The 22,449-nt window shown below is 74.0% G+C and carries 21 protein-coding genes; 10 read left to right on the plus strand and 11 right to left on the minus strand.

Annotated features, from left to right (window positions below; genetic code table 11):
- Positions 1-15: 15 nt before the first annotated feature.
- Together ACZ4M8_RS09525 and ACZ4M8_RS09530 are read right to left on the minus strand one after the other, a co-directional pair.
- Positions 16-516: a hypothetical protein gene (locus ACZ4M8_RS09525; protein ID WP_467604889.1), complete on the minus strand. Its 501-nt coding sequence runs from the start codon at positions 514-516 to the stop codon at positions 16-18.
- 85 nt (positions 517-601) lie between these two features.
- Positions 602-1,465 (minus strand): isocitrate lyase/PEP mutase family protein, encoded by an 864-nt coding sequence (locus ACZ4M8_RS09530; protein ID WP_467604892.1) that lies wholly within the window; start codon positions 1,463-1,465, stop codon positions 602-604.
- A gap of 429 nt (positions 1,466-1,894) precedes the next feature.
- On the opposite strand from ACZ4M8_RS09530, the gene serC reads away from it, so the two are divergent.
- Together serC and ACZ4M8_RS09540 are read left to right on the plus strand one after the other, a co-directional pair.
- Entirely contained in the window at positions 1,895-3,013 is a 1,119-nt protein-coding gene (gene serC, locus ACZ4M8_RS09535; protein ID WP_467604894.1) for a phosphoserine transaminase, read from the plus strand.
- Positions 3,014-3,236: 223 nt separating this feature from the next.
- Positions 3,237-3,734 carry a PPOX class F420-dependent oxidoreductase gene (locus tag ACZ4M8_RS09540; RefSeq protein ID WP_467604897.1) on the plus strand — a complete coding sequence of 166 codons (498 nt, stop codon included), beginning with the start codon at positions 3,237-3,239 and terminating at the stop codon, positions 3,732-3,734.
- A 447-nt stretch (positions 3,735-4,181) separates the two neighbouring features.
- Here ACZ4M8_RS09540 and ACZ4M8_RS09545 read toward each other — a convergent pair whose 3' ends face one another.
- A complete protein-coding gene (locus ACZ4M8_RS09545; protein WP_467604899.1) occupies positions 4,182-4,922 on the minus strand; it encodes a DUF4232 domain-containing protein in 741 nt (246 codons plus the stop codon).
- A gap of 312 nt (positions 4,923-5,234) precedes the next feature.
- Here ACZ4M8_RS09545 and ACZ4M8_RS09550 point away from each other — a divergent pair, with 312 nt between their 5' ends.
- Entirely contained in the window at positions 5,235-5,975 is a 741-nt protein-coding gene (locus tag ACZ4M8_RS09550; RefSeq protein ID WP_467604902.1) for a VOC family protein, read from the plus strand.
- Positions 5,976-6,011: 36 nt separating this feature from the next.
- Here the strand turns inward: ACZ4M8_RS09550 and ACZ4M8_RS09555 are convergent, their stop codons facing one another.
- Positions 6,012-7,004, minus strand: a complete 993-nt coding sequence (locus ACZ4M8_RS09555; protein WP_467604904.1) for a TolB-like translocation protein — start codon at positions 7,002-7,004, stop codon at positions 6,012-6,014.
- Between the two features lie 253 nt (positions 7,005-7,257).
- Between ACZ4M8_RS09555 and ACZ4M8_RS09560 the strand changes: the two genes are divergently transcribed.
- Together ACZ4M8_RS09560 and ACZ4M8_RS09565 are read left to right on the plus strand one after the other, a co-directional pair.
- The gene (locus tag ACZ4M8_RS09560) at positions 7,258-7,962 is read left to right on the plus strand and encodes a GDSL-type esterase/lipase family protein (RefSeq protein WP_467605354.1); all 705 of its coding nucleotides are present in this window, start codon (positions 7,258-7,260) and stop codon (positions 7,960-7,962) included.
- Positions 7,963-8,069: 107 nt separating this feature from the next.
- Complete coding sequence (locus ACZ4M8_RS09565) at positions 8,070-8,390, plus strand: hypothetical protein (RefSeq protein WP_467604906.1); 321 nt, start codon at positions 8,070-8,072, stop codon at positions 8,388-8,390.
- 245 nt (positions 8,391-8,635) lie between these two features.
- Here ACZ4M8_RS09565 and thpR read toward each other — a convergent pair whose 3' ends face one another.
- The 3 genes from thpR to ACZ4M8_RS09580 all read right to left on the minus strand — a co-directional run bounded on the left by thpR (position 8,636) and on the right by ACZ4M8_RS09580 (position 11,256).
- The gene (gene thpR / locus ACZ4M8_RS09570) at positions 8,636-9,226 is read right to left on the minus strand and encodes an RNA 2',3'-cyclic phosphodiesterase (protein ID WP_467604907.1); all 591 of its coding nucleotides are present in this window, start codon (positions 9,224-9,226) and stop codon (positions 8,636-8,638) included.
- Positions 9,227-9,363: 137 nt separating this feature from the next.
- Positions 9,364-10,788: an MFS transporter gene (locus tag ACZ4M8_RS09575; protein WP_467604909.1), complete on the minus strand. Its 1,425-nt coding sequence runs from the start codon at positions 10,786-10,788 to the stop codon at positions 9,364-9,366.
- Positions 10,789-10,818: 30 nt separating this feature from the next.
- On the minus strand, positions 10,819-11,256 hold the full coding sequence (locus ACZ4M8_RS09580; protein ID WP_467604912.1) for a MarR family winged helix-turn-helix transcriptional regulator: 438 nt from the start codon (positions 11,254-11,256) through the stop codon (positions 10,819-10,821).
- Between the two features lie 130 nt (positions 11,257-11,386).
- Between ACZ4M8_RS09580 and ACZ4M8_RS09585 the strand changes: the two genes are divergently transcribed.
- Both ACZ4M8_RS09585 and ACZ4M8_RS09590 read left to right on the plus strand, forming a co-directional pair.
- The gene (locus ACZ4M8_RS09585; protein ID WP_467604913.1) at positions 11,387-11,632 is read left to right on the plus strand and encodes a ribbon-helix-helix protein, CopG family; all 246 of its coding nucleotides are present in this window, start codon (positions 11,387-11,389) and stop codon (positions 11,630-11,632) included.
- Positions 11,633-11,833: 201 nt separating this feature from the next.
- A complete protein-coding gene (locus ACZ4M8_RS09590; RefSeq protein WP_467604915.1) occupies positions 11,834-13,228 on the plus strand; it encodes an MFS transporter in 1,395 nt (464 codons plus the stop codon).
- A 35-nt stretch (positions 13,229-13,263) separates the two neighbouring features.
- On the opposite strand, the gene ACZ4M8_RS09595 is transcribed toward ACZ4M8_RS09590, so the two are convergent.
- Entirely contained in the window at positions 13,264-14,730 is a 1,467-nt protein-coding gene (locus tag ACZ4M8_RS09595; RefSeq protein ID WP_467604917.1) for an NCS2 family permease, read from the minus strand.
- A gap of 273 nt (positions 14,731-15,003) precedes the next feature.
- Here ACZ4M8_RS09595 and ACZ4M8_RS09600 point away from each other — a divergent pair, with 273 nt between their 5' ends.
- A complete protein-coding gene (locus tag ACZ4M8_RS09600; protein ID WP_467604920.1) occupies positions 15,004-15,270 on the plus strand; it encodes a DUF2530 domain-containing protein in 267 nt (88 codons plus the stop codon).
- A gap of 57 nt (positions 15,271-15,327) precedes the next feature.
- Positions 15,328-17,769, plus strand: a complete 2,442-nt coding sequence (locus tag ACZ4M8_RS09605; RefSeq protein WP_467604922.1) for an HAD-IC family P-type ATPase — start codon at positions 15,328-15,330, stop codon at positions 17,767-17,769.
- Between the two features lie 123 nt (positions 17,770-17,892).
- Here the strand turns inward: ACZ4M8_RS09605 and ACZ4M8_RS09610 are convergent, their stop codons facing one another.
- Both ACZ4M8_RS09610 and ACZ4M8_RS09615 read right to left on the minus strand, forming a co-directional pair.
- Positions 17,893-18,042, minus strand: a complete 150-nt coding sequence (locus tag ACZ4M8_RS09610) for a hypothetical protein (RefSeq protein ID WP_467605357.1) — start codon at positions 18,040-18,042, stop codon at positions 17,893-17,895.
- Positions 18,012-18,506, minus strand: coding sequence for a hypothetical protein (locus ACZ4M8_RS09615; RefSeq protein WP_467604924.1), 495 nt, complete (start codon positions 18,504-18,506; stop codon positions 18,012-18,014). Before ACZ4M8_RS09615 ends, ACZ4M8_RS09610 begins: the two co-directional genes overlap by 31 nt.
- A gap of 259 nt (positions 18,507-18,765) precedes the next feature.
- Between ACZ4M8_RS09615 and ACZ4M8_RS09620 the strand changes: the two genes are divergently transcribed.
- Positions 18,766-18,942, plus strand: a complete 177-nt coding sequence (locus ACZ4M8_RS09620; RefSeq protein WP_467604925.1) for a hypothetical protein — start codon at positions 18,766-18,768, stop codon at positions 18,940-18,942.
- A gap of 75 nt (positions 18,943-19,017) precedes the next feature.
- Here ACZ4M8_RS09620 and ACZ4M8_RS09625 read toward each other — a convergent pair whose 3' ends face one another.
- A complete protein-coding gene (locus tag ACZ4M8_RS09625; RefSeq protein ID WP_467605360.1) occupies positions 19,018-22,281 on the minus strand; it encodes a sacsin N-terminal ATP-binding-like domain-containing protein in 3,264 nt (1,087 codons plus the stop codon).
- Positions 22,282-22,449: the final 168 nt, after the last annotated feature.

Here is a 22,449-nt window from a genome sequence, read left to right on the forward strand (position 1 = left end):
GGTGCGGGGGCGGTCTCACCCCCGTTTCGCCGGGCGGTCGTCCCGGTCCGCGTCCCCCTCCGGATCGTCCCCGCCCGCCTTCGCGTCCCGGGTGCGCGGGGGCGGGGTGTCCTCCTCCTCGTCCTCGTCCTCGCTGCGGGGGTCGTCGTGGGGGACGGATTTCTGCCTGGCGCCCTGGGAGTTCTCCACGCGCTGGTCGATGGCGCCACCGCCGCCGTCGTGGTCGCTGCCGGCGGTGCCCTTGCTCAGGGGGGCCAGGATGTTGAGGGTCCGGTCGACCTCCAGCCAGGAGTCGGCGTTGGAGTTGTCGATCGTGATCAGGGACGGGCCGTGGTGGGTCTCCATACCGCCGTCGGGGGCGTCGGCGAGGGCCGTGCCCGCCGTGTACGGCACCGCGCAGCAGACGCCGACCGCGACCGCGAGGGCCGTGCGGGCGGTCCGGAGCGCCTCGGTGACGCGGGTTCCGTTCCGCCTCCGGTGGGCGTGGGGCGCCGCCGGGGCCCTTCCGTTCGTCATGTTCCGTTTCCGTTCTCTCGCCGGGTGCGGGGCCGGTGGGCGTGGTGCGGCACCGGCCCCGGGGTCTTCCGTACGGTGGCCGGCGTCAGACGGAGACGGGGCGGCGCGGGGTGTGGTGGCGGCTGATGTTCTTCTCCAGCAGTTCGGTGGAGCTGCGGACGCCGATCGCGTTGGCTCCGGCGAATTCCGGCAGCCGGCCGTCGGAATTCTGGATGTTCTCCAGGGCGGCGTCGATGGCGCTGTGGGCGGCGAACAGGCAGGGCGTGCTGTAGATGGCGACCTGGCATTCCAGGTCGGTGAGTTCGGAGAGGGAGAGGCGGGGGGATTTCCCGCCGGCGATCTGGTTGAAGAGCAGCGGCTTGTCGCCGATGACCTTGCGGATGCGGCGCAGCCATTCGACGCTGCGGACGCCGTCGACGAGGACCACGTCCGCGTCGGTCTCGGCGAGCGCCTCGGCGCGGCGCAGGATCTCGGATTCCTCCGTCGCGTCGGTGCGGGCGACGACCACCAGGTCCTGCCGGCTCTCCAGGACGAGGTTCAGCTTCTCCAGGTACGTCTCCAGCGGCAGCACCAGCTTGCCGTCGGCGTGCCCGCAGCGGCGCGGGCGCATCTGGTCCTCCAGGATGACGCCGGAGGCGCCGCCGCGCTCCAGGCGCTGCACGACGTGGCAGGCGACCTCGGGATCGACGTATCCGTCGTCGATGTCGACCAGCAGATGGTGGGCCGGGAAGGCGAGCCGCAGCCTTTCGGCGAAGGCGACCATGTCGGGCCAGGCGATGAATCCGATGTCGGGCAGTCCGTAATGCGAGGCGGCGAAGCCGAATCCGGAGACGAAGAAACCGTTGAACCGGGTGGCGGCGATGGACGCCGAGTACATGTCGTAGACGCCGATGAGCGGAGTCGTTCCGGGGGACCGGATTTCGTCGCGGAGTGCGCTTCCGTGGGTCATGGGACCTCTTTTCCGGGGTGGGAATATCACCCCTCCCTGGCGCCGGCGTACGCCGGGCACGCCGAAGGGAGGCGTCATATCGCAAGGGGGAAGAGCCCACGCGCTCTGCGGGGGCCGTGAAGAACTTTGCAAACTTTGCCTTCCGTTTGCCTCGCGACACGCACACCGACACACCGTTCCGCTCTCCCGGATGAACCCTTACGCCGCAGGTCAACATGTGTACAGTCCGTCACTCCCGGACAGGGTGCGGCGCCCGGCGCACATCCGCCGCAACGCTTCCCGGACGAGATTCCTTGTTTTCCTTTTACCTGTCCATTACGGAACGGGCCGGCCAGGAACGGCAAGGGCGCGCCCGAGGAACAAGGCGCCCGTATCTCATCGGATGGACGCGGCGCCGGACCCGCATCGGGGACGGATTAGGCTGCCTGCGTGGCTGATATCCAGATTCCCGCTGACATCAAGCCCGCCGACGGACGCTTCGGCGCGGGCCCTTCCAAGGTGCGGACACAGGCGCTGGCCGCGCTGGCCGCCACCGGCTCCTCCCTGCTCGGCACCTCCCACCGCCAGGCACCGGTCAAGAACCTGGTCGGCTCGGTGCGCGACGGCGTACGCGAGCTGTTCCACCTCCCCGAGGGCTACGAGGTCGTCCTCGGCAACGGCGGCTCCACCGCCTTCTGGGACATCGCGACCCACGGCCTGATCGAGAACAAGTCCCAGCACCTCACCTTCGGTGAGTTCTCCTCGAAGTTCGCCAAGGCGGCCAAGCTGGCACCGTGGCTCGCCGAGCCCACCGTCGTCGCCTCCGACCCCGGCACCCACCCGGAGCCGCACGCCGAGGCGGGCACCGACGTCTACGCCCTGACCCACAACGAGACCTCCACCGGCGTCGCCGCCCCGATCAAGCGGGTCGCGGGCGCGGACGAGGGTGCGCTGGTCCTGGTCGACGCCACCTCCGGTGCGGGCGGTCTGCCGGTCGACATCGCCGAGTCGGACGTCTACTACTTCGCCCCGCAGAAGTCGTTCGCCTCCGACGGCGGACTGTGGATCGCGGTCTTCTCCCCCGCCGCGCTGGAGCGCGCCCGCGCCGTCCACGCCTCGGGCCGCCACATCCCGGAGTTCTTCTCGCTGCCGACGGCGATCGACAACTCCGTCAAGAACCAGACGTACAACACCCCGGCGCTCTCCACCCTCTTCCTGCTCAACGAGCAGCTGGAGTGGATCAACGGCCAGGGTGGTCTGGAATGGTCCACGGGCCGCACCGCCGCCTCCGCCGCCGCGCTGTACGGCTGGGCCGAGAAGTCCTCGTACGCCACTCCGTTCGTCACCGACCCGGCGAAGCGTTCGCAGGTCATCGGCACCATCGACTTCGACGACTCGGTGGACGCCGCCGCCGTCGCCAAGGCGCTGCGCGCCAACGGCATCGTCGACACCGAGCCGTACCGCAAGCTCGGCCGCAACCAGCTGCGCATCGCGATGTTCCCGGCGATCGACCCGGCGGACGTCGAGGCGCTGACGGTCTGCATCGACCACGTCATCGGCCAGCTCTGACCTTCCCGGGCCCGGCCGTACGGCGGCCGGGCCCGCACGGCACGGCACCGGGCCCCCGGCTCCCGCGCGGATCCGGGGGCCCCGCCATGTCCGCGGGGCCGCCGCGTCCGCGCACCGGCCCTCGCCGTACGGGCCCGCGGGCCCCCGCGTCCGGGCCGCCGCCCCGCCCGAACGGCCCCGCCCCCGCGAGCCGGAGCGCGTCGTCCGTGCCTCCATGGGAGATATGAGCACTCCCCCCACCGATCCCGGCCTCGCCTCCTTCGTCCGACAGGGCGCGGTGCTGCTCACCACCTTCAAACGGGACGGCACCGGTGTCGGCACCCCGGTCAACCTCTCCGTCGACGGCGATCACGCGTACTTCCGTACGTACGGCAAGGCGGCGAAGGTCAAGCGGATGCGGAACTTCCCCGATGTGGAGATCTGCTGCTCCACCTGGCGCGGCCGCCCCACCGGTCCCACCTACCGGGCGCGGGTGCGGCCGCTCGATCCGGCGACCCGCGAGTACCGCCGCGCCGGACGCAGTCTGACCCGCAAGTACCCGCTGCTGCACGGCCTCTTCGTCCCCCTCGCCCACCGCGTCCTCCGCGACGCCACCCTCCACTACGAACTGCGCCTGACCGGTCTGAAGGAGCCGGAGGCCCGGGACACCGGGCCGGAGACGGGCCCGGAGACGGAGACGGATGCGGAGAAGCGGTGGGACGACGAGGGCGGGGCGCTGTAGCGGGGGCCGGGGCGGGCGAGCCCGGCGTGCCCGCGGGCGGGATCTGCCGGGCGGGCGGCCGTGCCCGAGGCCGCCGGCGCTGCGGGAGGGGCGGCCCGGCGCTCGTCCGGGATCCGGCCCGGTACCCGTCCGGGCGCTCGTGCGGCATCCGGCCGGGCGCTCGTGCGGAGCCGGTGGCGGACGGCCCCCACAGCACGCCCGCCACCGGCCCGTACGCCCCCGGAACGCGCCGGTTGCCGGCACCGTCGGGGGGCGGTGCCGGCAACCGGCGGGGGTGGCCCCGGGCGCCGGGCGCCGCCGGGACCGGGAAGGGGAAGTCCGGTTCCGGCGGCGGGCGGCGCGGGGCCGTGGGTCGGCCCGAGGGAGGCAGGTGTTCCCGCGGGCCGGCTCAGGGGCCCGGGTACGGGACCCGGGCGCGGGCCCCGTATCCGGGGCCGCCGCGGCGGGTCAGCTGCCGCTGCCGGACTCCAGGGCGGAGACCAGGAACTCGTTGCCGCAGACCCGCAGGCCCTGCGAGGCGCGGGCGGTCATCAGGGTCTTCGAGCCGGGCGCGTACACCTGGACCAGGTCGGCGCTCTTCCAGCACGGGCCGTCCTTGAGGCCCTCGTTGACGGTGTGCAGCACGGCGTGCGCGGAGGCACCCGGCGCCAGGGTGACGGCGGAGCCCGCCGGGCCCTCGCGGTCCGCGGGGTGGCCGATGACCACACCGTCCCGGGCGCTCAGGGCGACACCGGGGTAGCCGCGCAGCGTGCAGCTCTTCTTTCCGGTGTTGGTGAACGACAGCGGGTAGCGGATGTTGCCCGCGCCCGCGTCGCCCTGGCCCAGCTCCAGCTTCAGGACGTCGGCCTCGCAGCGGTCGCCGGAGGAGTCCTTCGAGGCGGCGGACGCCGCCGCGCGGGCCGCCGCACCGGAACCACCGGTCGAACCGCCCGTCGAGCCACCGGACGTACCGGAGCCGCCGGTCGAGCCGCCGGTGGCGGCCGGGTCACCGGGCTTGGCGTCGTCGGACCCCGGGCCCTCGGCGTTCGCCTGGCCGCCGGTGGTGGCGGACGCCGAGGCGGAGGAGGAAGCGGCGGAGTCCGAGCCGCCGTCCGACTTGTCACACGCGGTCAGCCCGAACGCGGCTGCGGCGACGACGGTGAGAGCGGCGGCGGTACGGACCGGACGGAGAAGAGTGCGGTGCGACATGGTGGTGCGTTCCTTTGCCATGGGGGGAGCGGCCTGCCGGAGGCGCCGGGCCGTGGGGTTCGACCACTCCACCATGGGCCGGGGCGTTGGCGTCCCGCTAACGCCCCGCTAACAGCGCCCGAAAATCCCGGCGATGGTCCCCCGTACGCCCCGGACCTGCGCTCTCGTCCCCACCGTCCGGTTTCGTCCCGTCCGCTGCATCAGGCCACCGCCGCCCCGGACGACCACTCCGCCGGACGGCGATTCCTCCGCGTGCGGGCCCGGTGTGCGTTCCCTCTCCCGCGCCCCCGCCCGGCGCCTACGATCGGCCGCATGCCCCTGCGACTCGTGAACGTGAACGTCAAGGCCCGGTCCGACACGGCGCTCGGCCGGTTCTGGGCGGCGGCCCTCGGCTGGGGACTGTCCAGCGAGGGCCCCGGTGTGACCAACGTGGAGCCCGTCGGCTTCAACTGGCCCGGACCCGAAGCCGTCTGCGTCGACGTCGTCACCGTCCCGGACCCCGAAACGGTCGCGTACCGCGTCCACCTCGACCTGGCCACCACCTCCACGGACCACCAGTCGGAGCTGGTCGCCCGTCTGACGGAACTCGGCGCCGCCCCCGCCGACATCGGCCAGGGCGACGTCCCTTGGCACGTCCTCACCGACCCCGAGGGCAACGTTTTCTGCGTCCTGGAGCCCCGCGAGCTCTACCGGGACACCGGCCCCGTCGCCGCGATCGTCGTCGACTGCGCCGACCCCCGCGCCGAGGCCCGGTTCTGGGACGAAGCCCTCGACTGGACCCTCCACGAGGTGACCGACGACCACGCCCGCTTCCGCTCCGCCCAAGGCGTCGGCCCCTACCTGGAGTTCCTCCGCACCCCCGACACGCACACCGTCCGCACCCGCGCCCACCTCGATGTGATGCCGTACCGCGGCGACGACCAGGCGGCGGAGGTGGCCCGTCTGACGGAACTCGGCGCCACCCCCGCCGACATCGGCCAGGGCGACACTCCGTGGCGGGTCCTCACCGCCCCGGGCGGCCAGCAGTTCTGCGTCCTCGACGCGCCGCGGTGAGGGTGCCGCCCCCACGGTGAGGAGCGCCGCCGCCCCTCACCCCTTGCGCCGCAGCATCCGCCGCAGCCCCGTGACGACCACCACCGCCAGGACGAAGACCAGGCCCGCCTTGACCAGTCCGGGGCTGAGCGCGGAGCCGGACCCGTCCTTCCCGGCGGTGTTCTCCGTGTCGTCGGAGGGCCGGCCGGCAGCGGATTCGGGGAGTTGCTCACCGCTGAGGCCGACCGGTTCGACGGGGCTGTTCGCGCCCTCGGAGCCGAACATCAGGGTGCGGCCGTCGGGGGTGAAGGAGACCGATTCGCCCTGCTGCTGGACGGGGACGCCGACGCTGCCGAGGTCCTCGGGGCGGCCGTCCTTCCAGGCGTACATGCGAGCGCCGAAGTAGCTGCGGAGGATCAGCCGGGTGCCGTCGGGGGAGAACGAGCCGTCGGTGACCCACAGGTCGATCGGGGCGACCTTGCGGAAGACGTTCGTACCGGATGTCGTCAGGTGTTCGGGGGCGGCGTAGAGGGCACCGCCGCCGTCCTGTTTCTTGCTGGCGATGTAGACCCGGCCGGTCTTCGGGTGGACCATCAGCGCCTCGGCGTCGCGCGGCCCGTCGGCGTACGCCACGTCGAACTGGGTGGCGGTGACGGTCTGGTCGCGCAGCTGCTTCGGCTCCGGGAAGCGGTAGATCCAGACGTGGTCCCACTTGCCGCCGAGGTTGTCGCCGATGTCGCCGACGTAGAGGTTGCCGTCCGGGCCGAGCGAGATCGCCTCGACGTCGCGGGGGTCGCCGATACCGCGCAGGGTGACGGTGGCGACGGTGCGGCCGGTGCGGGAGTCGACGGCGTAGACGTACGGGCCGTCGTCGCTGTCGTTGTGGGTCCAGTAGACGCCGGGGTGCGCGCGGCTGGCGATCAGGCCGCTGGACTCGGTGATCCGGTGGTCGCCGATCCGGAAGCCCTCCGGTTCGGCGGCGGCCGCGGGAGCGGCGGCCGCACTCATCAATAGCCCCGCGGCACCGGCCGCGCACAGAAGCGAACGCATGGGCTCAGGGTGCCATCCCGCCTCCCGGCGCAGGACGCCGCTGCGGTGAGCGGGGACGATCGGGCCGGACGCGGCGGGACATCCCGCCCCTCCCGGTGGCCCGCGGCCCCGCCCTCCCCGCCGTACGCGGGCCCCGGCACCGTCCGCACACCGGACGCGAGCCCCGTACGGCCCGCACGGGCCTCCGCGCCCGCGTGGGCAGCGTCACGTACCGCCCGGTAACGCCGTCGGCGATCATGTCCGGATGAGGATCATGCCCGTCGGTGACTCGATGACCATCGGCAGCTGCGGTGACTTCACCTGGCGTTACCGCCTGTGGCAGCACCTGCGCGCCACGTACGACGGGCCGCTCCGGCTGGTCGGGCCGCGCGACGCGCTGCACGACACCGCCACCGACACCGCCACCTCGCAGCGCTACGGGGACCCGGCCTTCCCGGCGGACGCGCGGCGCCATCTCGCCGGGTGGGGCGAGGGCTGGCTGCACATGGCGCCGCTGATCGGCGACGCGGTCCGCGCCCACCGGCCGGACACCCTGCTGGTCTCCCTCGGGCTGATAGACCTCGGCTTCTACACCGACCCGGAGCAGACCGCCGCCAACGTCCGGGCGTTCCTGACCGCCGCCCGCCGCGCCGATCCGCACCTCCGGGCGGTGCTGCTGCCCGTCCTGCCCAACTCCCGCGCGGTGGACGACCCGGAGTTCGCCGCCGGATGCGCCCGCTTCAACGCCCTCCTCGCCGAGACCGCCGCCGCGCTCACCACCCCCGTCTCCCCCTTCGTCCTCGCCCCGGCCCCCGCCTGGGACCTGGCCCGCCACACCTACGACGGCACCCACCCCTCCCCCGCCGGCGAGCACGCCCTGGCGGCGGCGTTCGCGGGCACGCTGTACGCGGCGTGGGGCGTCGGCGGGCCGTACGCGGCGCGCCCCGGCGTCCGGACACCGCAGTACGCGGCGGGGTGAGCCGGCCCCGCCGCGTACCGCGGTGTGCGAGGCGCCCTGCCCCGGCCCCGGCGGGTCATGGACGCTTCCGGCACAACCGGGCCCGCGGCAGACCTGTCGTACCCGGTATGACCAGCACCGATCGACCGATACGAGCAGGCGACCGCGCCACAGCCGTCGCCCTGTTCGCGGGCGAGCTCCTCGTCCTGCCCGTCCTCTTCGTGCTCTACGGGGCAGGCATGTGGGACGTCGGCATCCACACCGGGATGCAGCATCCCGACGCGGCCACGCGTACCGAGGCGAAGTGGGACTTCGTCCGGCTCCTCGCCGTCGGCACGGTCGTCGTCGCCGGCCCTCTCCTGGCCTTCCGGCGGTGGGTTTCCGGCGTGTCGCAGCTGGTCGTTCTCGGCGGCTCCGCCCTCGCCATGTGCTTCGTCGAGACGTACTGAAGCCCGCCCGTCCGGCGAGGGGACGGGCCGGGCCCGCGGGAGGGGCCGCCGGACGGCCCGCGCCCGCACGGGCCGTCCGGCGCGGGGTCGCTCAGCGCAGGGCGGCCGCCACGATGACGACGACGAGCAGGAGCGCGAGCAGACCGGACATGATCCGGTTCCGGGTTTTGGGGTCCACCCTGTGAGCGTACCGGGCGCGATCCGAACGTTTCAGCGACCGGGTCGTCGGTCCCCGCGCCCCGCCGTCAAGGCGGCCCCGGCGCGCCGCCGAGCGGCCAGGTGTCCACCGTCTCGTAGTGCGGCTGCGCGCCCGCGACGCCCGGTGCGGGCGGATGGCTGCGGACGAGCGCGATCTCCGCGACGGTCCAGGGGCTGCCGTCGAAGGAGTCCAGCGCGGCGGCGAACGGCGCCAGCTCCACCCGCGGGTCGCGGTTGCGGGCCAGTGTCAGATGCGGGGTAAAGCCGCGGCGCCCGGCGGTGTCGGGCCCGGTGAGCCCGGCCCGGCGCCCGGCCGCCGCGGCGGTCCCCGCCAGCTTCCCGATCGCGCTCAGCTCTCCGTCGGCGCCCGCCCACAGCACCCGGTCGGCGAACCGTCCGCCACCGGCGATCCGCAGCCCGTACGGGGCGTGCCGCCGGGCGCCCCGGGCCAGCCGTTCCCGCAGCTCGGGCAGGGTCTCGTCGGGGACCTCCCCGTAGAAGGCGAGCGTGAAGTGCCAGCCGTCCCGCCCGGCCCACCGCAGGCGCCCGGCCCCCGGCAGCTCCCGCAGCGCCCCGACCTGACGCGCCAGCTCGGCGACGGCGGTCCCGGGCGGCAGCACGGCGGCGAAGAGTCTCACCCGGCCAGTGTCGCGCGGCCGGGAGGGTTCCGTCCGGGGGACGGCGCGTTCGTACGGAGCCCCGTACGGGAACGGGTGCCCGGAACCGCCACCGGCCCCCGCCTCGGGAGGCGGGGGCCGGTGGCGGAAGGGACGGGTCAGGCGACCGTCAGCGGCTTGTCCGGGGAGCCGGCCGGCTCCGCGCCGTCCTCCGGGAGCGAGGCGCGGGGGACGAAGGCGACGTGCCGGTGGCCTCGGCGGAGATCGATCTTCAGCCGCAGACCGCCCGCGCGGGCCAGGATCAGGCCGATGAGGACGGCGGCGAGCAGCGAGATGAGGCCGCCGGAGAGGAAGCCGATCCGCGGGCCGAAGGTGTCGGTGATCCAGCCGACGAGCGGCGCGCCCAGCGGCGTACCGCCGACGAAGACCATCATGAACAGCGCCATCACCCGGCCGCGCATCAGCGGATCGGTGGCCATCTGGACGCTGGAGTTGGCGGTGACGTTGATCGTCAGGCCGACCACGCCGATCGGCGCGAGCAACGCCGCGAAGACCCAGAACGACGGGGCGAGCGCGGCGGCCATCTCCAGCACCCCGAAGAGCACCGCGGCGCCGACCAGCAGCCGCAGCCGGGACGACGCGCGCCGCGCCGCGAGCAGCGCACCGACCAGCGATCCGGCCGCCATCAACGAGTTGAACAGCGCGTACGTACCCGGGCCCTGGTGGTAGACGTGGTAGGTGAAGGCGGTCAGCCAGATCGGGAAGTTGAAGCCGAAGGTGCCGATGAAGCCGACGAGGACGATCGTCCAGATCAGCTCGGGCCGCCCGGAGACGTACCGCAGCCCCTCCCGCAGCTGGCCCTTGCTGCGCGGCACCCGCTCCACCTTGTGCAGTTCGGCGGTGCGCATCAGCAGCAGTCCGGCGATCGGCGCGGCGAACGACAGGCCGTTGAGCAAGAACGCCCAGCCACTGCCGAACGCGGTGATCAGCGCACCGGCGACGGCCGGACCGATGAGGCGGGCGGACTGGAAGTTGGCGGAGTTGAGGCTGACGGCGTTGCGCAGGTCCTCCTTGCCGACCATCTCGACGACGAACGCCTGCCGGGAGGGGTTGTCGACGACGGTGACGAGTCCGAGGAGGAACGCGGTCAGGTAGACGTGCCAGACCTGGACGCTGCCGGAGAGGGTCAGCGCGGCCAGCGCGAGACCGGTGCCGCCCATCGCCGCCTGGGTGAACAGCAGCAGCTTCCGCTTGGGGAACCGGTCGGTGAGGACCCCGCCGTACAGCCCGAAGAGGAGCATTGGCAGGAACTGCAGGGCGGTGGTGATGCCGACGGCGGCGGAGGAGCCGGTGAGGCTGAGTACCAGCCAGTCCTGGGCGATGCGCTGCATCCAGGTGCCGGTGTTGGAGACCACCTGGCCGGTGGCGAAGAGACGGTAGTTGCGTACGCGCAGTGAGCTGAACATGCCCTTCCGGGGGGCGGCGGGTGCGCTCGGCGGCGTTCCGCGCCCGGGGGCCCGGGGGGTCGTCCCGTTCGGTATGTGCGGTCCGGGGACGGAGTCTGATCCGGATCCCGTACTCAACGTCGGTTCGCCTCCTCGGCTTCGGTGTCGCTACAACTGGGCGAGCTTCTCCAGGACGGGCGCGGCGGCGCGCAGCTTCGTCCACTCGTCGTCGTCCAGCCCGGTGGCCAGCTCGGCGAGCCAGGCGTCGCGTTTGCGGCGGCTCTCGGCGAGCATCGCCTCGGCCTGCTCGGTCTGGGTGACGACCTTCTGCCGGCGGTCGTCGGGGTGCGGCTCCAGCCGGACGAGTCCCTTGGCCTCCAACATGGCCACGATGCGCGTCATCGACGGCGGCTGCACATGCTCCTTGCGGGCCAGCTCGCCGGGGGTGGCGTGGCCGCAGCGGGCGAGGGTGCCGAGCACCGACATCTCGGTCGGGCTCAGCGACTCGTCCACCCGCTGGTGCTTGAGGCGGCGGGAGAGGCGCATCACGGCGCCCCGCAGGGCGCTCACGGCGGCAGCGTCGTCGCCGCTGGACAGGTCCGGCATGTTCGTTAGCGTAACTCATTACCCTTTCTAAAGAAAGCCGTGGGAGACGGCGGCATCCGCATCACCCGTACGAGTGAGGACGCGCGGGAAAACGACGCGACCGGCGGGGGTCTGCGGGGACGGTGTCCTCATGGGATCGCGAGTGCTCAGCCTGCGTCTGGACGACGAACTGCTGGAGCGCATCCGGCAGCACGCGGCGAAACGCGGTATGAGCGTCCAGGACTACGTCGTCCAAACGCTCGTCCGCGAGGATTTCGACGAACGCTTCCAGTGCTCCGTCGACGCGACGGAACGTCTCGGCGGCTGGGGCGACACACCGGCGGAAGCGGCCGGCGGATCCCCGGCGGCGGCCTCCGGTGAGCGGGCCGGGGCCTGAGCGGGCGGGGCGGAGCTGAGCGGACGGGCTGCCCGATCCGCCGTTCCCCCACCCGCTCCGTTCCGCGCGCCCGGCCGGCGCCCGCACCCGTACGGCCGCCGCGCCCCTCCCCCGCCGGACCGTTTGCCCCCGGGGCCGTGCCCCGCTAACGTCGCCCGGTCCGCGCGCGAGGTGCGGCCGGGAGGCGAGGAGTGCGCGGGCGTGTCGGTCTCCGAGGAGCCGCTCGGGCGGCGGTTCAACCGGCTGTGGGCGGCGTACACGGTCAGCGCCTTCGGTACCCGGCTCGCGTTCAACGCCCTGCCGCTGACCGCCCTTCTCGTCCTGCACGCCGGGCCTTCGCAGGTGGCGGCGTTGTCGGCGGTGGGTGCCGCGGTCGGTGCGGTGGCCGCCGTACCGCTCGGGCCCTGGGTGGAGGGGCGCCGCAAACGGCCCGTGATGATCACGATGGACCTGGTGCGGTGCGCGGCGATGCTGAGCGTCCCCGCCGCGTACGCGCTGGGCCTCCTCGGCTTCGCGCAGCTCCTGGTGGTCTGTGTGGTCGTCGGCGCCGCCGACATCGCCTTCGCCGCGGCGAGCGGCGCGTTCCTCAAAGCGCTGCTGCCGCCGGAGCGCCTGCTGCGCGCCAACGGCCGGCTGGAGGCCACGACCTGGACCACCACCATGCTCGGCCCGCCCCTCGGCGGCGCCGCCGTCGGCGTCCTCGGCCCGGTCCTGACGGTGACGGCGGACGCGGTCAGCTACCTGCTGTCGGCGCTGGGGCTGCGGGCGGTCGGCGGCGGCGAGCCCCGGCCGGGCGGCGTCCCTGGACCGCGTACGGGGGACGCGGGCGGCGGGAAGGCGGGCGGCGCCGGGTCCGGTGGGCCGGAGCCGGACGCGGCGGACGGCCACCGGTCGGGCGCCGCCGCCCCGGCCACCGCGGAAGCGACGACCGGCTCCCGGGCCCGGCACCCCCGCCCCCGCCCCGCCGATCTCCTCACCGGCTGGCGGTTCCTGCTGGGCGATCCGGGGCTGCGGCCGCTGTTCCTCAACACCGTGCTGGTCAACGGGCTGATCATGGCGACCGAGCCGCTGCTCACCGTGCTGCTCGTGGAGCGGCTGGGGTTCCCGCCCTGGCTGTACGGGCTGGCCTTCGCGCTGCCGTGTGCGGGCGGGCTGATCGGCTCCCGGCTGGCCCGGCCGCTCGTCGCGCGGTTCGGGCGGCGGGCGGTGCTGCTGACCGCCGGGACGCTGCGGGTGTGCTGGCTGCCGTGGCTGGCGCTGACCGGGCCGGGAGCGGGCGGCTTCGCGCTGGTCGTCGCCGTGGAACTGGCGATGATCTGCTGTATCGGCGTCTACAACCCGGTGCTCGTCACGTACCGGCTCGACCGGATTCCGGCGGACCGGGTGGCGCGGGTGCTGGCGGCGTGGTCGGTGACCGGCCGGGCGGCCATCGCGGCGCTGACCGCGTCGGGCGGGCTGCTCGCCGCTGTCGCCGGGCCGCGCACCGCGCTGCTCACCGCCGGACTGCTGGCCCTCACCACCCCGCTGCTGCTGATCGGCGCCGCCCGCCCGGTGCGCGGGACGGCCCCGGAAACGCCGGAGGTGCCGGCCCGCTGACGCGGCGGCCGGCACCTCCGAGGAAGCGGCGGGCGTTACTTGCCGAGCAGCTGCTCGATCGGGTTGAGCAGGAAGTACACCAGGAAGCACAGGCCCACGGCGTTGAGCAGCCAGGGGATCTCCCTGAAGCGGCCGGTGGCGGAGCGCAGCAGGATGAAGGCGAGCACGCCGATGCCGATGCCGTTGGTGATGCTGTACGTGAACGGCATCGCGATCATGGTGAGGAACGCCGGGATGGCGACGGTGAAGTCGCCCCAGTCGATGTCCCGGACGTTGGACGCCATGATCAGGAAGCCGACGACGATCAGCGCGGGCGTCGCCGCCTGGGCGGGCACCACGGTCGCCAGCGGCGTGAAGACCAGCGCGAGCAGGAAGAGCCCGCCGGAGACGATGTTCGCCAGGCCCGTCCGGGCGCCCTCGCCGACACCGGCGGTGGACTCGACGAAGCAGGTGTTGGCGGAGGCGGAGCCGAGGCCGCCCGCCGCGACGGCGATGCCGTCGACCATCAGGATGCGGCCCATGCCGGGCAGGTTGCCGCTCTCGTCGGTCAGCCCGGCCTCCTCGCCGACGCCGATGATCGTGCCCATCGCGTCGAAGAAGCCGGAGAGCAGCACGGTGAAGACGAAGAGGCAGCCGGTCAGCAGGCCGACCTCCTTGAAGCCGCCGAAGAGGCTGATGTGGCCGATGAGCCCGAAGTCCGGCGCGCCGACGATCTTGTCCGGGACGTTCGGGACGGCGAGGCCCCAGGCGGCGTCCGGGATGGTGGCGACGGCGTTGATGATGATCGCGACGACGGCCATGACCACCATGCCGATCAGGATCGCGCCCTTGGTCTTGCGCACCACCAGCATGAACATCAGCACCAGGCCCAGCACGAAGACCAGCACCGGCCAGCCCTTGAGCTGACCGCCCTGCCCCAGGCCCAGCGGCACGGTGGTGTGCGCGGCGTCCGGGTTACGGCTGACGAACCCGGCGTCGACCAGGCCGATCAGCGAGATGAACATGCCGATGCCGATGGCGATGGCGCGCCGCAGCCCCGGCGGGATGGCGTCCATGACGCGCTGCCGCAGACCGGAGGCGACGAGGATCATCAGCACCAGACCGGCGAGGACGACCATGCCCATCGCGTCCGGCCAGCTCATCTTGGGCGCGAGCTGGAGCGAGACGACGGCGTTGATGCCCAGGCCCGCGGCGATGGCGATCGGGACGTTGCCGACGACGCCCATCAGGACGGTGCTGAGGCCGGCCATCAGGGCGGTGGCGGTGACGAGCTGCCCGTTGTCGAGGTGGTGACCGTACTTGTCCACGCCCGCGCCGAGAATGATCGGGTTCAGCACGATGATGTAGGCCATCGCGAAGAAGGTCGCCAGACCGCCACGGAGTTCGCGGCCGACCGTGGAGCCCCGCTCGGAGATCTTGAAGAAGCGGTCGAGCCCGTTCTTGGGCGGATGGCCTGGGCTCCGAAGAGCGCTTTCGACCGGGGTGGTGGCCGAGGACGACATGGGCGGGACCTTTGGGGGGACGGGCCTGGATCAGGCGCGGGGACCCGGCCCGGGTGGTCCCGGGACGGGTGCACGGACAGAACGTTTCCCGATCAGTTTGGAGCAAACAACGATTCAAACCAGTCAGATCCGGAAGAGTTCAGTATGAATAAACAATTCGTTGATCGCTATCTTCGCGCGTAGACCCCGGCCGCGCACGGCCGTCCGGCGCCCCCGGGAAGCGGCCGGACCACCCGCACGGAGCCGCCGCACCGCCCCCGTAAGCTGGGGCCCATGTGGAAGAAGTCCGAACTGCGCGCGGCTCCGGCGCCGCTCGAAGGTCCCGTCGTCGGCACGATCACCGGCGGCACCATCGTCTGGTTCGTCCTCTTCCTCGGCCAGTTGCCCTTCTACCCCGTGTTCGAGCGGAACGGCCACGCCTGGTGGGTGTGGACCTGCCTGGCCGGCGGCGCGCTCGGCTGCCTCGGCATCTGGTACGTCCGCAAGCGCGACGCCGCCATCAAGCGCGCCGCCGCGGCAGCCTCCGCCGACGGCGCCTGAGCCACCCCTTCACCCGCCCAGCGGGTGCGCCGCGCCCCCTCCCCGTACCGTCGAACCATGACGCAGTGGGCGAAACCGGGCGGTGGGCCGGGGGCGGACAGCAGTGGCTCCGGGGGGCCGGACGGCGATGACGGCACCGGGACGCCGGGCGGCGGGCCGCCCGCGCATCCGGGGCTGACCGCCGCCGAGGTCGCCGAGCGGGTCGCCCGCGGCGAGGTCAACGACGTGCCGGTGCGCTCCTCGCGCTCGGTCGCCGACATCGTGCGGGCCAACGTCCTCACCCGCTTCAACGCCATCATCGGCGTGCTCTTCGTGATCATCCTGATCGTCGGGCCGATCCAGGACGGGCTGTTCGGCTTCGTCATCGTCGCCAACACCGGCATCGGCATCTTCCAGGAGCTGCGCGCCAAGCGGACGCTGGACAGCCTCGCGGTCGTCGGGGAGGCGAAGCCGGTCGTCCGGCGGGACGGGCGCGCCACCGCGCTCTCCACCTCCGAGGTGGTCCTCGGCGACGTCATCGAGCTGGGTCCGGGCGACAAGGTCGTCGTCGACGGCACCGTGCTGGAGGCGGACGGCATGGAGGTCGACGAGTCGCTGCTGACCGGCGAGGCGGATCCGGTGCTGAAGAAGCCCGGTGAGCCGGTGATGTCGGGCAGTTTCGTGGTGGCCGGCGGCGGGGCGTTCACCGCGACGAAGGTCGGCCGCCAGGCGTACGCGGCCCAGCTCGCCGAGGAGGCCAGCCGCTTCACCCTCGTCCACTCCGAGCTGCGCACCGGCATCAGCCGGATCCTGCGCTACGTGACGTGGATGATGGTCCCGACCGCGCTCGGGCTGATCCTCAGCCATCTGTTCACCCTGCACATGGCGGGGGACGACGCGGTGCGGCGGATGGTCGCCGGGATCGTGCCGATGGTGCCCGAGGGGCTGGTGCTGCTGACGTCGGTGGCGTTCGCGATCGGGGTGATCCGGCTGGGCCGCAAGCAGTGCCTGGTGCAGGAGCTGCCGGCGATCGAGGGGCTGGCCCGCGTCGACGTCGTCTGCCTCGACAAGACCGGCACGCTCACCGAGGGCGGGATGGACGTCAGCGCGCTGCGGCCGCTGAACGGCGCCGACGAGACGCGGCTGCGGCAGGTCCTCGGCGCCCTCGGCGGCGCCGATCCGCGGCCGAACGCGTCGCTGCTCGCCCTCATCGAGGCGTTTCCCCGACAGGACGGCTGGCGGTGCGCCGCCACGCTGCCGTTCTCGTCCGCCCGGAAGTACAGCGGCGCCGTCCTCGACGACCCCGCGGGCGGTCGCACCACCTGGCTGCTGGGCGCGCCCGACGTGCTGCTGCCGCCCGGTGATCCGGCGCTCGCCGACACCGAGGAGCTGAACGCCGAAGGGCTGCGGGTGCTGCTGCTGGCCCGCAGCGAGCGGGCGCTGGACGATCCGGCGCTCGCCCGGGACGTGACGGCGGCGGCGCTGGTGGCGCTGGAGCAACGGGTGCGGCCGGACGCCGGGGCGACGCTGGCGTACTTCGCGGAGCAGGACGTCGCCGCCAAGGTCATCTCGGGTGACAATGCGGTGTCGGTGGGCGCGGTCGCCGGGCGGCTGGGGCTGGCGGGGGCGGCGGCGCCGGTGGACGCGCGGGAGCTGCCCGACCGGCCGGAGCGGATGGCCGCCGCGGTGGAGGGCGGCACGGTCTTCGGCCGGGTCACCCCGCGGCAGAAGCGGGACATGGTCGCCGCCCTCCAGTCGCGCGGCCACCATGTCGCGATGACCGGCGACGGTGTCAACGACGTGCTGGCGCTGAAGGACGCGGACATCGGCGTCGCGATGGGCTCGGGATCGGAGGCGACGCGGGCGGTGGCGCAGATCGTGCTGCTCGACAACAGCTTCGCCACGCTGCCGTCGGTGGTCGCCGAGGGCCGCCGGGTGATCGGCAACATCACCCGGGTCGCCACCCTCTTCCTGACGAAGACGGTCTACTCGGTGCTGCTGGCGCTCCTGGTGGCCTGCTGGCAGATCCCGTACCCGTATCTGCCGCGCCATCTGACGCTGCTGTCGACGCTGACCATCGGCGTCCCGGCGTTCTTCCTGGCGCTGGCGCCCAACAAGGAGCGGGCGCGGCCGCACTTCGTGCGCCGGGTGATGCGGTACGCGGTGCCGTCCGGGCTGATCGCCGGCGTCGCGGCGTTCGTGACGTATCTGCTGGCGCGCCACCACTACACCGGGCCGGACGCGCTGCCCGCGGAGACCAGCGCGGCGACGCTGACGCTCTTCCTCACCGCGATCTGGGTGCTGGCGATCATCGCCCGCCCCTACACCTGGTGGCGGGTGGCCCTGGTCGCGACGATGGGCGCCGCCTTCCTGATCGTGCTGGCCGTCCCCTGGCTCCAGCGCTTCTTCGCGCTGCGCCTGGTGGGCACGGTCCTGCCGTGGACGGCGGTGGGGGTAGCGGTGCTCGCCGGGCTCACGCTGGAGGTGGTGTGGCGAAGGCTGGGGCGGTCGTCGGCGTGAGGGGGCGCCGGGGTGCCGGGTACGCGGGCGGGCCGGGCCGTCCGGGGTGGGGGCGCCCCGGGGCCGCAGGCCGGACGCGTGTCCGTGTCCCGGACGCCCCGCCGGGGCCGTCCCGTTCCGCGCTCAGTCCTGCTGGACGACGTCCTCGCCGGGGCCGCCCGAGAGCTGGTCCTTGCCGGGGCCGCCGTAGAGGTGGTCGTTGCCGCTGTTGCCGTACAGGACGTCGTCGCCCGGACCGCCGCTCAGGTTGTCGTCGCCGGGGCCGCCGTACAGCTTGTCGTTCCCCTCGTCGCCGGAGAGGTTCTGACGTAGTACGTCTCGCCCACGGTGTTGCTGAGCGCGAGGTGGTCGCCGCGGTCGCCGAGGTCCATCGTCAGCGCGGCGTACGGGTCCTGGCTCTCGACGGTGACGACCGTGCAGCGGACCGTGGTGGCGTCGGCGGCGTCGGGGTGGACACAGCCGCGCCCCGCGGTGACGGGGACGGTGTCGTCGATCAGATAGGTGAGCCGGGTGCGGTCGTCCTTCTCGTACGACTCGGTGACGGTGACGTCGTTGGCCTGGCCCGGAGCGGCGGTGTAGGCGAGTTCCCGGCCGTTGCCGTCGACGGCGGCGGTCGCGGTGGCCCGCGGCGTGGCGGGGGCGGCGACGGCGGCCGGGACGACGGCTCCGGCGGCCACGGCGAGGACGAGCGCGGTCGCGGCGCGGAGCGCCGGGCGGGCGGTGAGGGAACGGGACATGCGGACACCTCCATGGGGGCGGTGGCAGGTCCACCGCGGATGTCTCCGCAGGTCTACGCAGTGCGGGTGGCGGAAGCGTGAACTCCCTCGTACGCGGTGCGAGTTGCCTGTCACAGGCGTGCCACGGCGGGCGGACGCGGCGGGAGGGACGGGTGCTTCGCCGATGGGGAGCGGGCACGCGGGAACGGTGTACCGGCCCGGTCACGGTGCCCGCCCGCGGCTGGCGCCGCCGGTACCGCGCCCCCTAAGGTGCCTGCCCATGGCTTTCTCCGCGGGGGACCTCACCCACGAGGTACTGGCACGGTCGCATCACTACCACCACAGCTACCACTCGTCCGGCAGCGGCTCCGGGCCGGTCCAGTGGTGGGAATGGCTCATCGTCCTGGTCGGCGCGGGCGCCCTCATCTGGGGGCTGATCAAGAAGTTCGCCGGATGAGGCGCTGACGCAACGCACCGGGCGGTACAGGGCGGCTCTCCGGCGGGTGCCGGGAGCCGCCCCGTAGCGTCCGGGTCAGTCGAACCAGCGGGCGCGGGCCAGTTCGTCGCCCCGGTCCGGGTCCTCCAGGAGGGCGGCGACCTCGAAGCGGCGGGGCCACTGGCCGGTGGCCCAGGCCAGTCCGGCGGCCACACCCTCCAGCGTCGCGGCGTGCAGCGCGCCGTCCGGCGTCAGGCGCCAGTCCAGTTCGGCGGTGGCCTCACCGTCGCCGACCAGCAGTTCCTCGTGTTCGGTGTACGCCTCGGGGGTGGCGGGCCCCAGCAGCGCCCGGACCTCGTCCGGCACCGCGTGCCGGACGCCCTCGGAGCGCACCTCGGCCGCCACCGCCTCGCTCAGCCGCGCCACCTGGAGCAGGTCGGCCAGCGCGGCGGCGCGGTCCGGGGCGACGGGCAGCAGCGCCCGCCCGGCCGCCAGCGGCATCAGGTCCGGTGCGTCGGCCACCAGCGCGTCGGCCGCGTCGACCACCCGCACCGCGCCGCCGGGCCCGCCGTCGGCGTCCGGGACGACGGCGCGCAGCGCGTCGGGCAGCGTCACCGCCTCCGGGTCGAGCGACGCCAACTCGCCGTGGATCGCGTGGAGTTGGGCGGCGGTGACCGGCAGGTCCGGGTCGGCGAGGCGGCCCAGCAGTTCGGCGGCGCCACCCGGTTCGTCCAGCAGCGCGGCCAGTGAGGTGCGCACCCCGAGCGCCCGCAGCACCTGCGGGTCGACGTCCCCGGCGTCGGCCGCCTCGTACAGCCCGGCGAGCAGCGGGTCTCCGGCGGCGGAGCGCAGTCCGGCCGGGCGGCGGCCGTCGAGGACCGGGTGGCCGCGCAGCCACCAGGCGGTGTAGGGGCGGACGGATTCGGTGGTGCCGTCGGGCAGCAGGACCCGTACGGGGCTGGTCAGGGCATCGCGCAGCGGCGGCTGGGAGAGGAGGGCGAGCGCCTGCGGCCAGGCATCGTCGTCGACGAGGTCGAGATCGCGGACGGCGATCAGTTCGGTGACGACCGGCGGTACGGGGGTGTCGGGCAGGGCGTCGAGGATGTCCTCGCACCAGACGTCGACGGCGTCGAGCAGTCCGGCGTCGTCCGGTTCGGCGAAGTCGCCGTCGCGGGGCTCCAGTTCGTCGGGGTCGAGGACCACATCGGTGGCGCGTACCAGCGCGAAGGCGGCCATCACGCCGACGGCGGTCAGCGGCTGTTCGCCCCAGCGCTCCACCAACTCCGCGTCACAGGCGGCGAGTTCACCCTCACGGAGGACCTGCTCGAAGGGGCTGCCGGGGTAGACCAGCTCACCGGCGGGGGCGAGTTCACCGTCCTCGCCGGGGAGGGCGAGGGCGGCCAGCCACGGCTCGTCGCCGGGGGCGAGGTGCGCGTCGCGGACGAGGGCGAGGACCGTCTCGGCGATCTCGTCGGCGCCGGGCGGGGCGCCCGGACCGTCCGGGTCGGCGAGCAGGTCCCACGCGTCCTCGTCGGCGTCGAGGGAGCCCGCGACGGCCGCCCTGACCTGCGGCGTCGTCAGGACCGTACGCGGTGAGGCGGGCAGCGCGCCCAGCTTCTCCAGCAGCGGGTGGACGGCCTCGGGGTGCGCCACCTTCAGTCCGAGGCGGGTCAGCGTGGCGTACCGGGCGGCCGCCTCACCGTCGGCCGTGTCCGCTGCGTCCTGACCGGGTACCGGCAGCAGCACCTGCCGCGGGCCGAGCGTCGTACGGACGGCGCCGCCGGCGGGCGCGGCCAGCGGGACGGGGAGCCCGGAGAGCCGGTCCGGGTCGGTGCCGGCCAGCGCGTCGTACAGCCGCCACCACCAGGACGGGGGGCGTTCGACGCCCGCGAGCCGGTCGATCATCTCGCCGAGCGGGACGCGGGCGACGCCCAGCGCCCGCAGCTCCGGGCGGCGCTCCAGCCCGGCGGGGAGCAGCGTGGGGAAGAGTTCGGCGAGGACGGCGACGGTGTCGGCGCCGCCGCCCTCCAGGATCTCCGCGTCGACGGGCCGCAGTCCGTCGCGGGCGGCGGTGCCGGGCTCGTCCCAGGTGTCGTCGGGCACGGCGGGCGGCGCGGTGGCCGGGGCGGCGGCGGGCAGGAAGCGGGTCCGCGGCAGCGACTGGAGGATCTTCCCGCGCAGTGCACCGTCGATCCCGCCCTTGCCGAGCGGGCCCGGCACCAGGTCCAGGGCGGCGGTGGTCAGCGGGCGCCAGGCGCCGAGCAGCGTGGCGTAGGCGGTGGCGGCGCGGTCCACCAGGAAGTCGGCGAGCGGGCCGGGCGCGACGTGGCGGCGGGTCGGCTCCAGCGGGAACGACGCGATGAGCAGCGCCGGCAGCCCCATCGGCTCGTCCGTCGGCGTCGGCGCGTGCACCACGGGCGCGGTGCCGGGCGCCACCGGGGCGCCGTCGGCGTCCACGGGCACCGCCCACGTCACCGACCACACCGGGCGCAGCCGCTCCTCCACCGGCCGGTCGGCGAGGAGCTCGGGCCGGAGCGGGCCGCCGTCGGTGACGACCCGCCAGCGGGTGTCGCCGCGCTCACTGTCCTCGATGCGGACCAGTTCGCCATCGTGCGTGCGCCGCAACTCCCGTACGCCGTCCGGGGTTTCGATGACGATCTCGGCGAGGCCGGGGAGCGTCAGCAGCAGTGCGGCGTCGATCCCGGCGAGCAGGTGCTCGGCCAGCGCCAACGCGGCGGCGTCGCGCAGCGGCAGCACCACGGCGGTGTCGTACCCCTCGGGCGCGGAGCCCTCGGCGGGCAGCGGCAGCCGCAGCAGCGGGACATGACCGTCGCGGCGGCGCAGTTCGCCGCCGAGCCCGGGGCTGTGGGCGGCGATCTCGCGGGTCAGCTCGCGCGCCTCGGCCAGTGACCAGCGGACGCCGCCGGTGCGGCCGATCAGCGCCGGTTCGTCGGAGACCGACAGTACGGCGGCGAACCCGACACCGAACCGGCCGACCGCGCCCGACGCGGCGCTCGCCTCCCGCTTCGCGGAGGCGCGGAGGGTGGCGAGCGATTCGACGCCGGTGGCGTCCAGCGGGGCGCCGGTGTTGGACGCGACGAGGACGGCGGGGGCGTCGCCGTCGGCCGGGTGCAGGGTGAGCCGCAGGCGGCCGGGGACGCCGGCGCGGGCGGCGGCGTCGGAGGCGTTCTGGGCCAGTTCGACGGCGAGGCGGTCGCGGTAGCCGCCGAGGGCGAGGTCCTCCTCGGCGTTGGCGTCCTCCCGGAAGCGGGCGGGGGAGGCGGCCCATGCCTCCAGGACTCCTCGGCGCAGCCGGGAGGTGCCGAAGGGGTCGGCCCCTTCGGGCTGCCCGTGGACCATTGGCGTACCGGTCACGTTGCGTCTCCGCTTCTACGGGTTGTGTGCCGGCCGTAGCGCGGGGCGCCTGCCCGGCGGGGGGAGGGGGCGGTCCTCGGTGGATGGTGGGTGCGGTGGCGGGGCCGGGGGTGGTGCCGAGGACTGCTCCGCTTTACGTCCTCGGCACCACCC

This window comes from Streptomyces sp. NPDC027185, assembly GCF_055567035.1.

Coding starts and splice junctions, on each gene's coding strand:
- ACZ4M8_RS09565 (WP_467604906.1), top strand. CDS start 8,070: ATGACCAGCACCGATCGACCGATACGAGCAGGCGACCGCGCCACAGCC.
- ACZ4M8_RS09620 (WP_467604925.1), top strand. CDS start 18,766: ATGGCTTTCTCCGCGGGGGACCTCACCCACGAGGTACTGGCACGGTCG.
- ACZ4M8_RS09580 (WP_467604912.1), bottom strand. CDS start 11,256: ATGCCGGACCTGTCCAGCGGCGACGACGCTGCCGCCGTGAGCGCCCTG.
- ACZ4M8_RS09545 (WP_467604899.1), bottom strand. CDS start 4,922: ATGTCGCACCGCACTCTTCTCCGTCCGGTCCGTACCGCCGCCGCTCTC.
- ACZ4M8_RS09600 (WP_467604920.1), top strand. CDS start 15,004: ATGTGGAAGAAGTCCGAACTGCGCGCGGCTCCGGCGCCGCTCGAAGGT.
- ACZ4M8_RS09625 (WP_467605360.1), bottom strand. CDS start 22,281: ATGGTCCACGGGCAGCCCGAAGGGGCCGACCCCTTCGGCACCTCCCGG.
- ACZ4M8_RS09540 (WP_467604897.1), top strand. CDS start 3,237: ATGAGCACTCCCCCCACCGATCCCGGCCTCGCCTCCTTCGTCCGACAG.
- ACZ4M8_RS09615 (WP_467604924.1), bottom strand. CDS start 18,506: ATGTCCCGTTCCCTCACCGCCCGCCCGGCGCTCCGCGCCGCGACCGCG.
- ACZ4M8_RS09605 (WP_467604922.1), top strand. CDS start 15,328: ATGACGCAGTGGGCGAAACCGGGCGGTGGGCCGGGGGCGGACAGCAGT.
- ACZ4M8_RS09595 (WP_467604917.1), bottom strand. CDS start 14,730: ATGTCGTCCTCGGCCACCACCCCGGTCGAAAGCGCTCTTCGGAGCCCA.
- ACZ4M8_RS09560 (WP_467605354.1), top strand. CDS start 7,258: ATGCCCGTCGGTGACTCGATGACCATCGGCAGCTGCGGTGACTTCACC.
- ACZ4M8_RS09555 (WP_467604904.1), bottom strand. CDS start 7,004: ATGCGTTCGCTTCTGTGCGCGGCCGGTGCCGCGGGGCTATTGATGAGT.
- ACZ4M8_RS09525 (WP_467604889.1), bottom strand. CDS start 516: ATGACGAACGGAAGGGCCCCGGCGGCGCCCCACGCCCACCGGAGGCGG.
- ACZ4M8_RS09530 (WP_467604892.1), bottom strand. CDS start 1,465: ATGACCCACGGAAGCGCACTCCGCGACGAAATCCGGTCCCCCGGAACG.
- ACZ4M8_RS09550 (WP_467604902.1), top strand. CDS start 5,235: ATGCCCCTGCGACTCGTGAACGTGAACGTCAAGGCCCGGTCCGACACG.
- ACZ4M8_RS09585 (WP_467604913.1), top strand. CDS start 11,387: ATGGGATCGCGAGTGCTCAGCCTGCGTCTGGACGACGAACTGCTGGAG.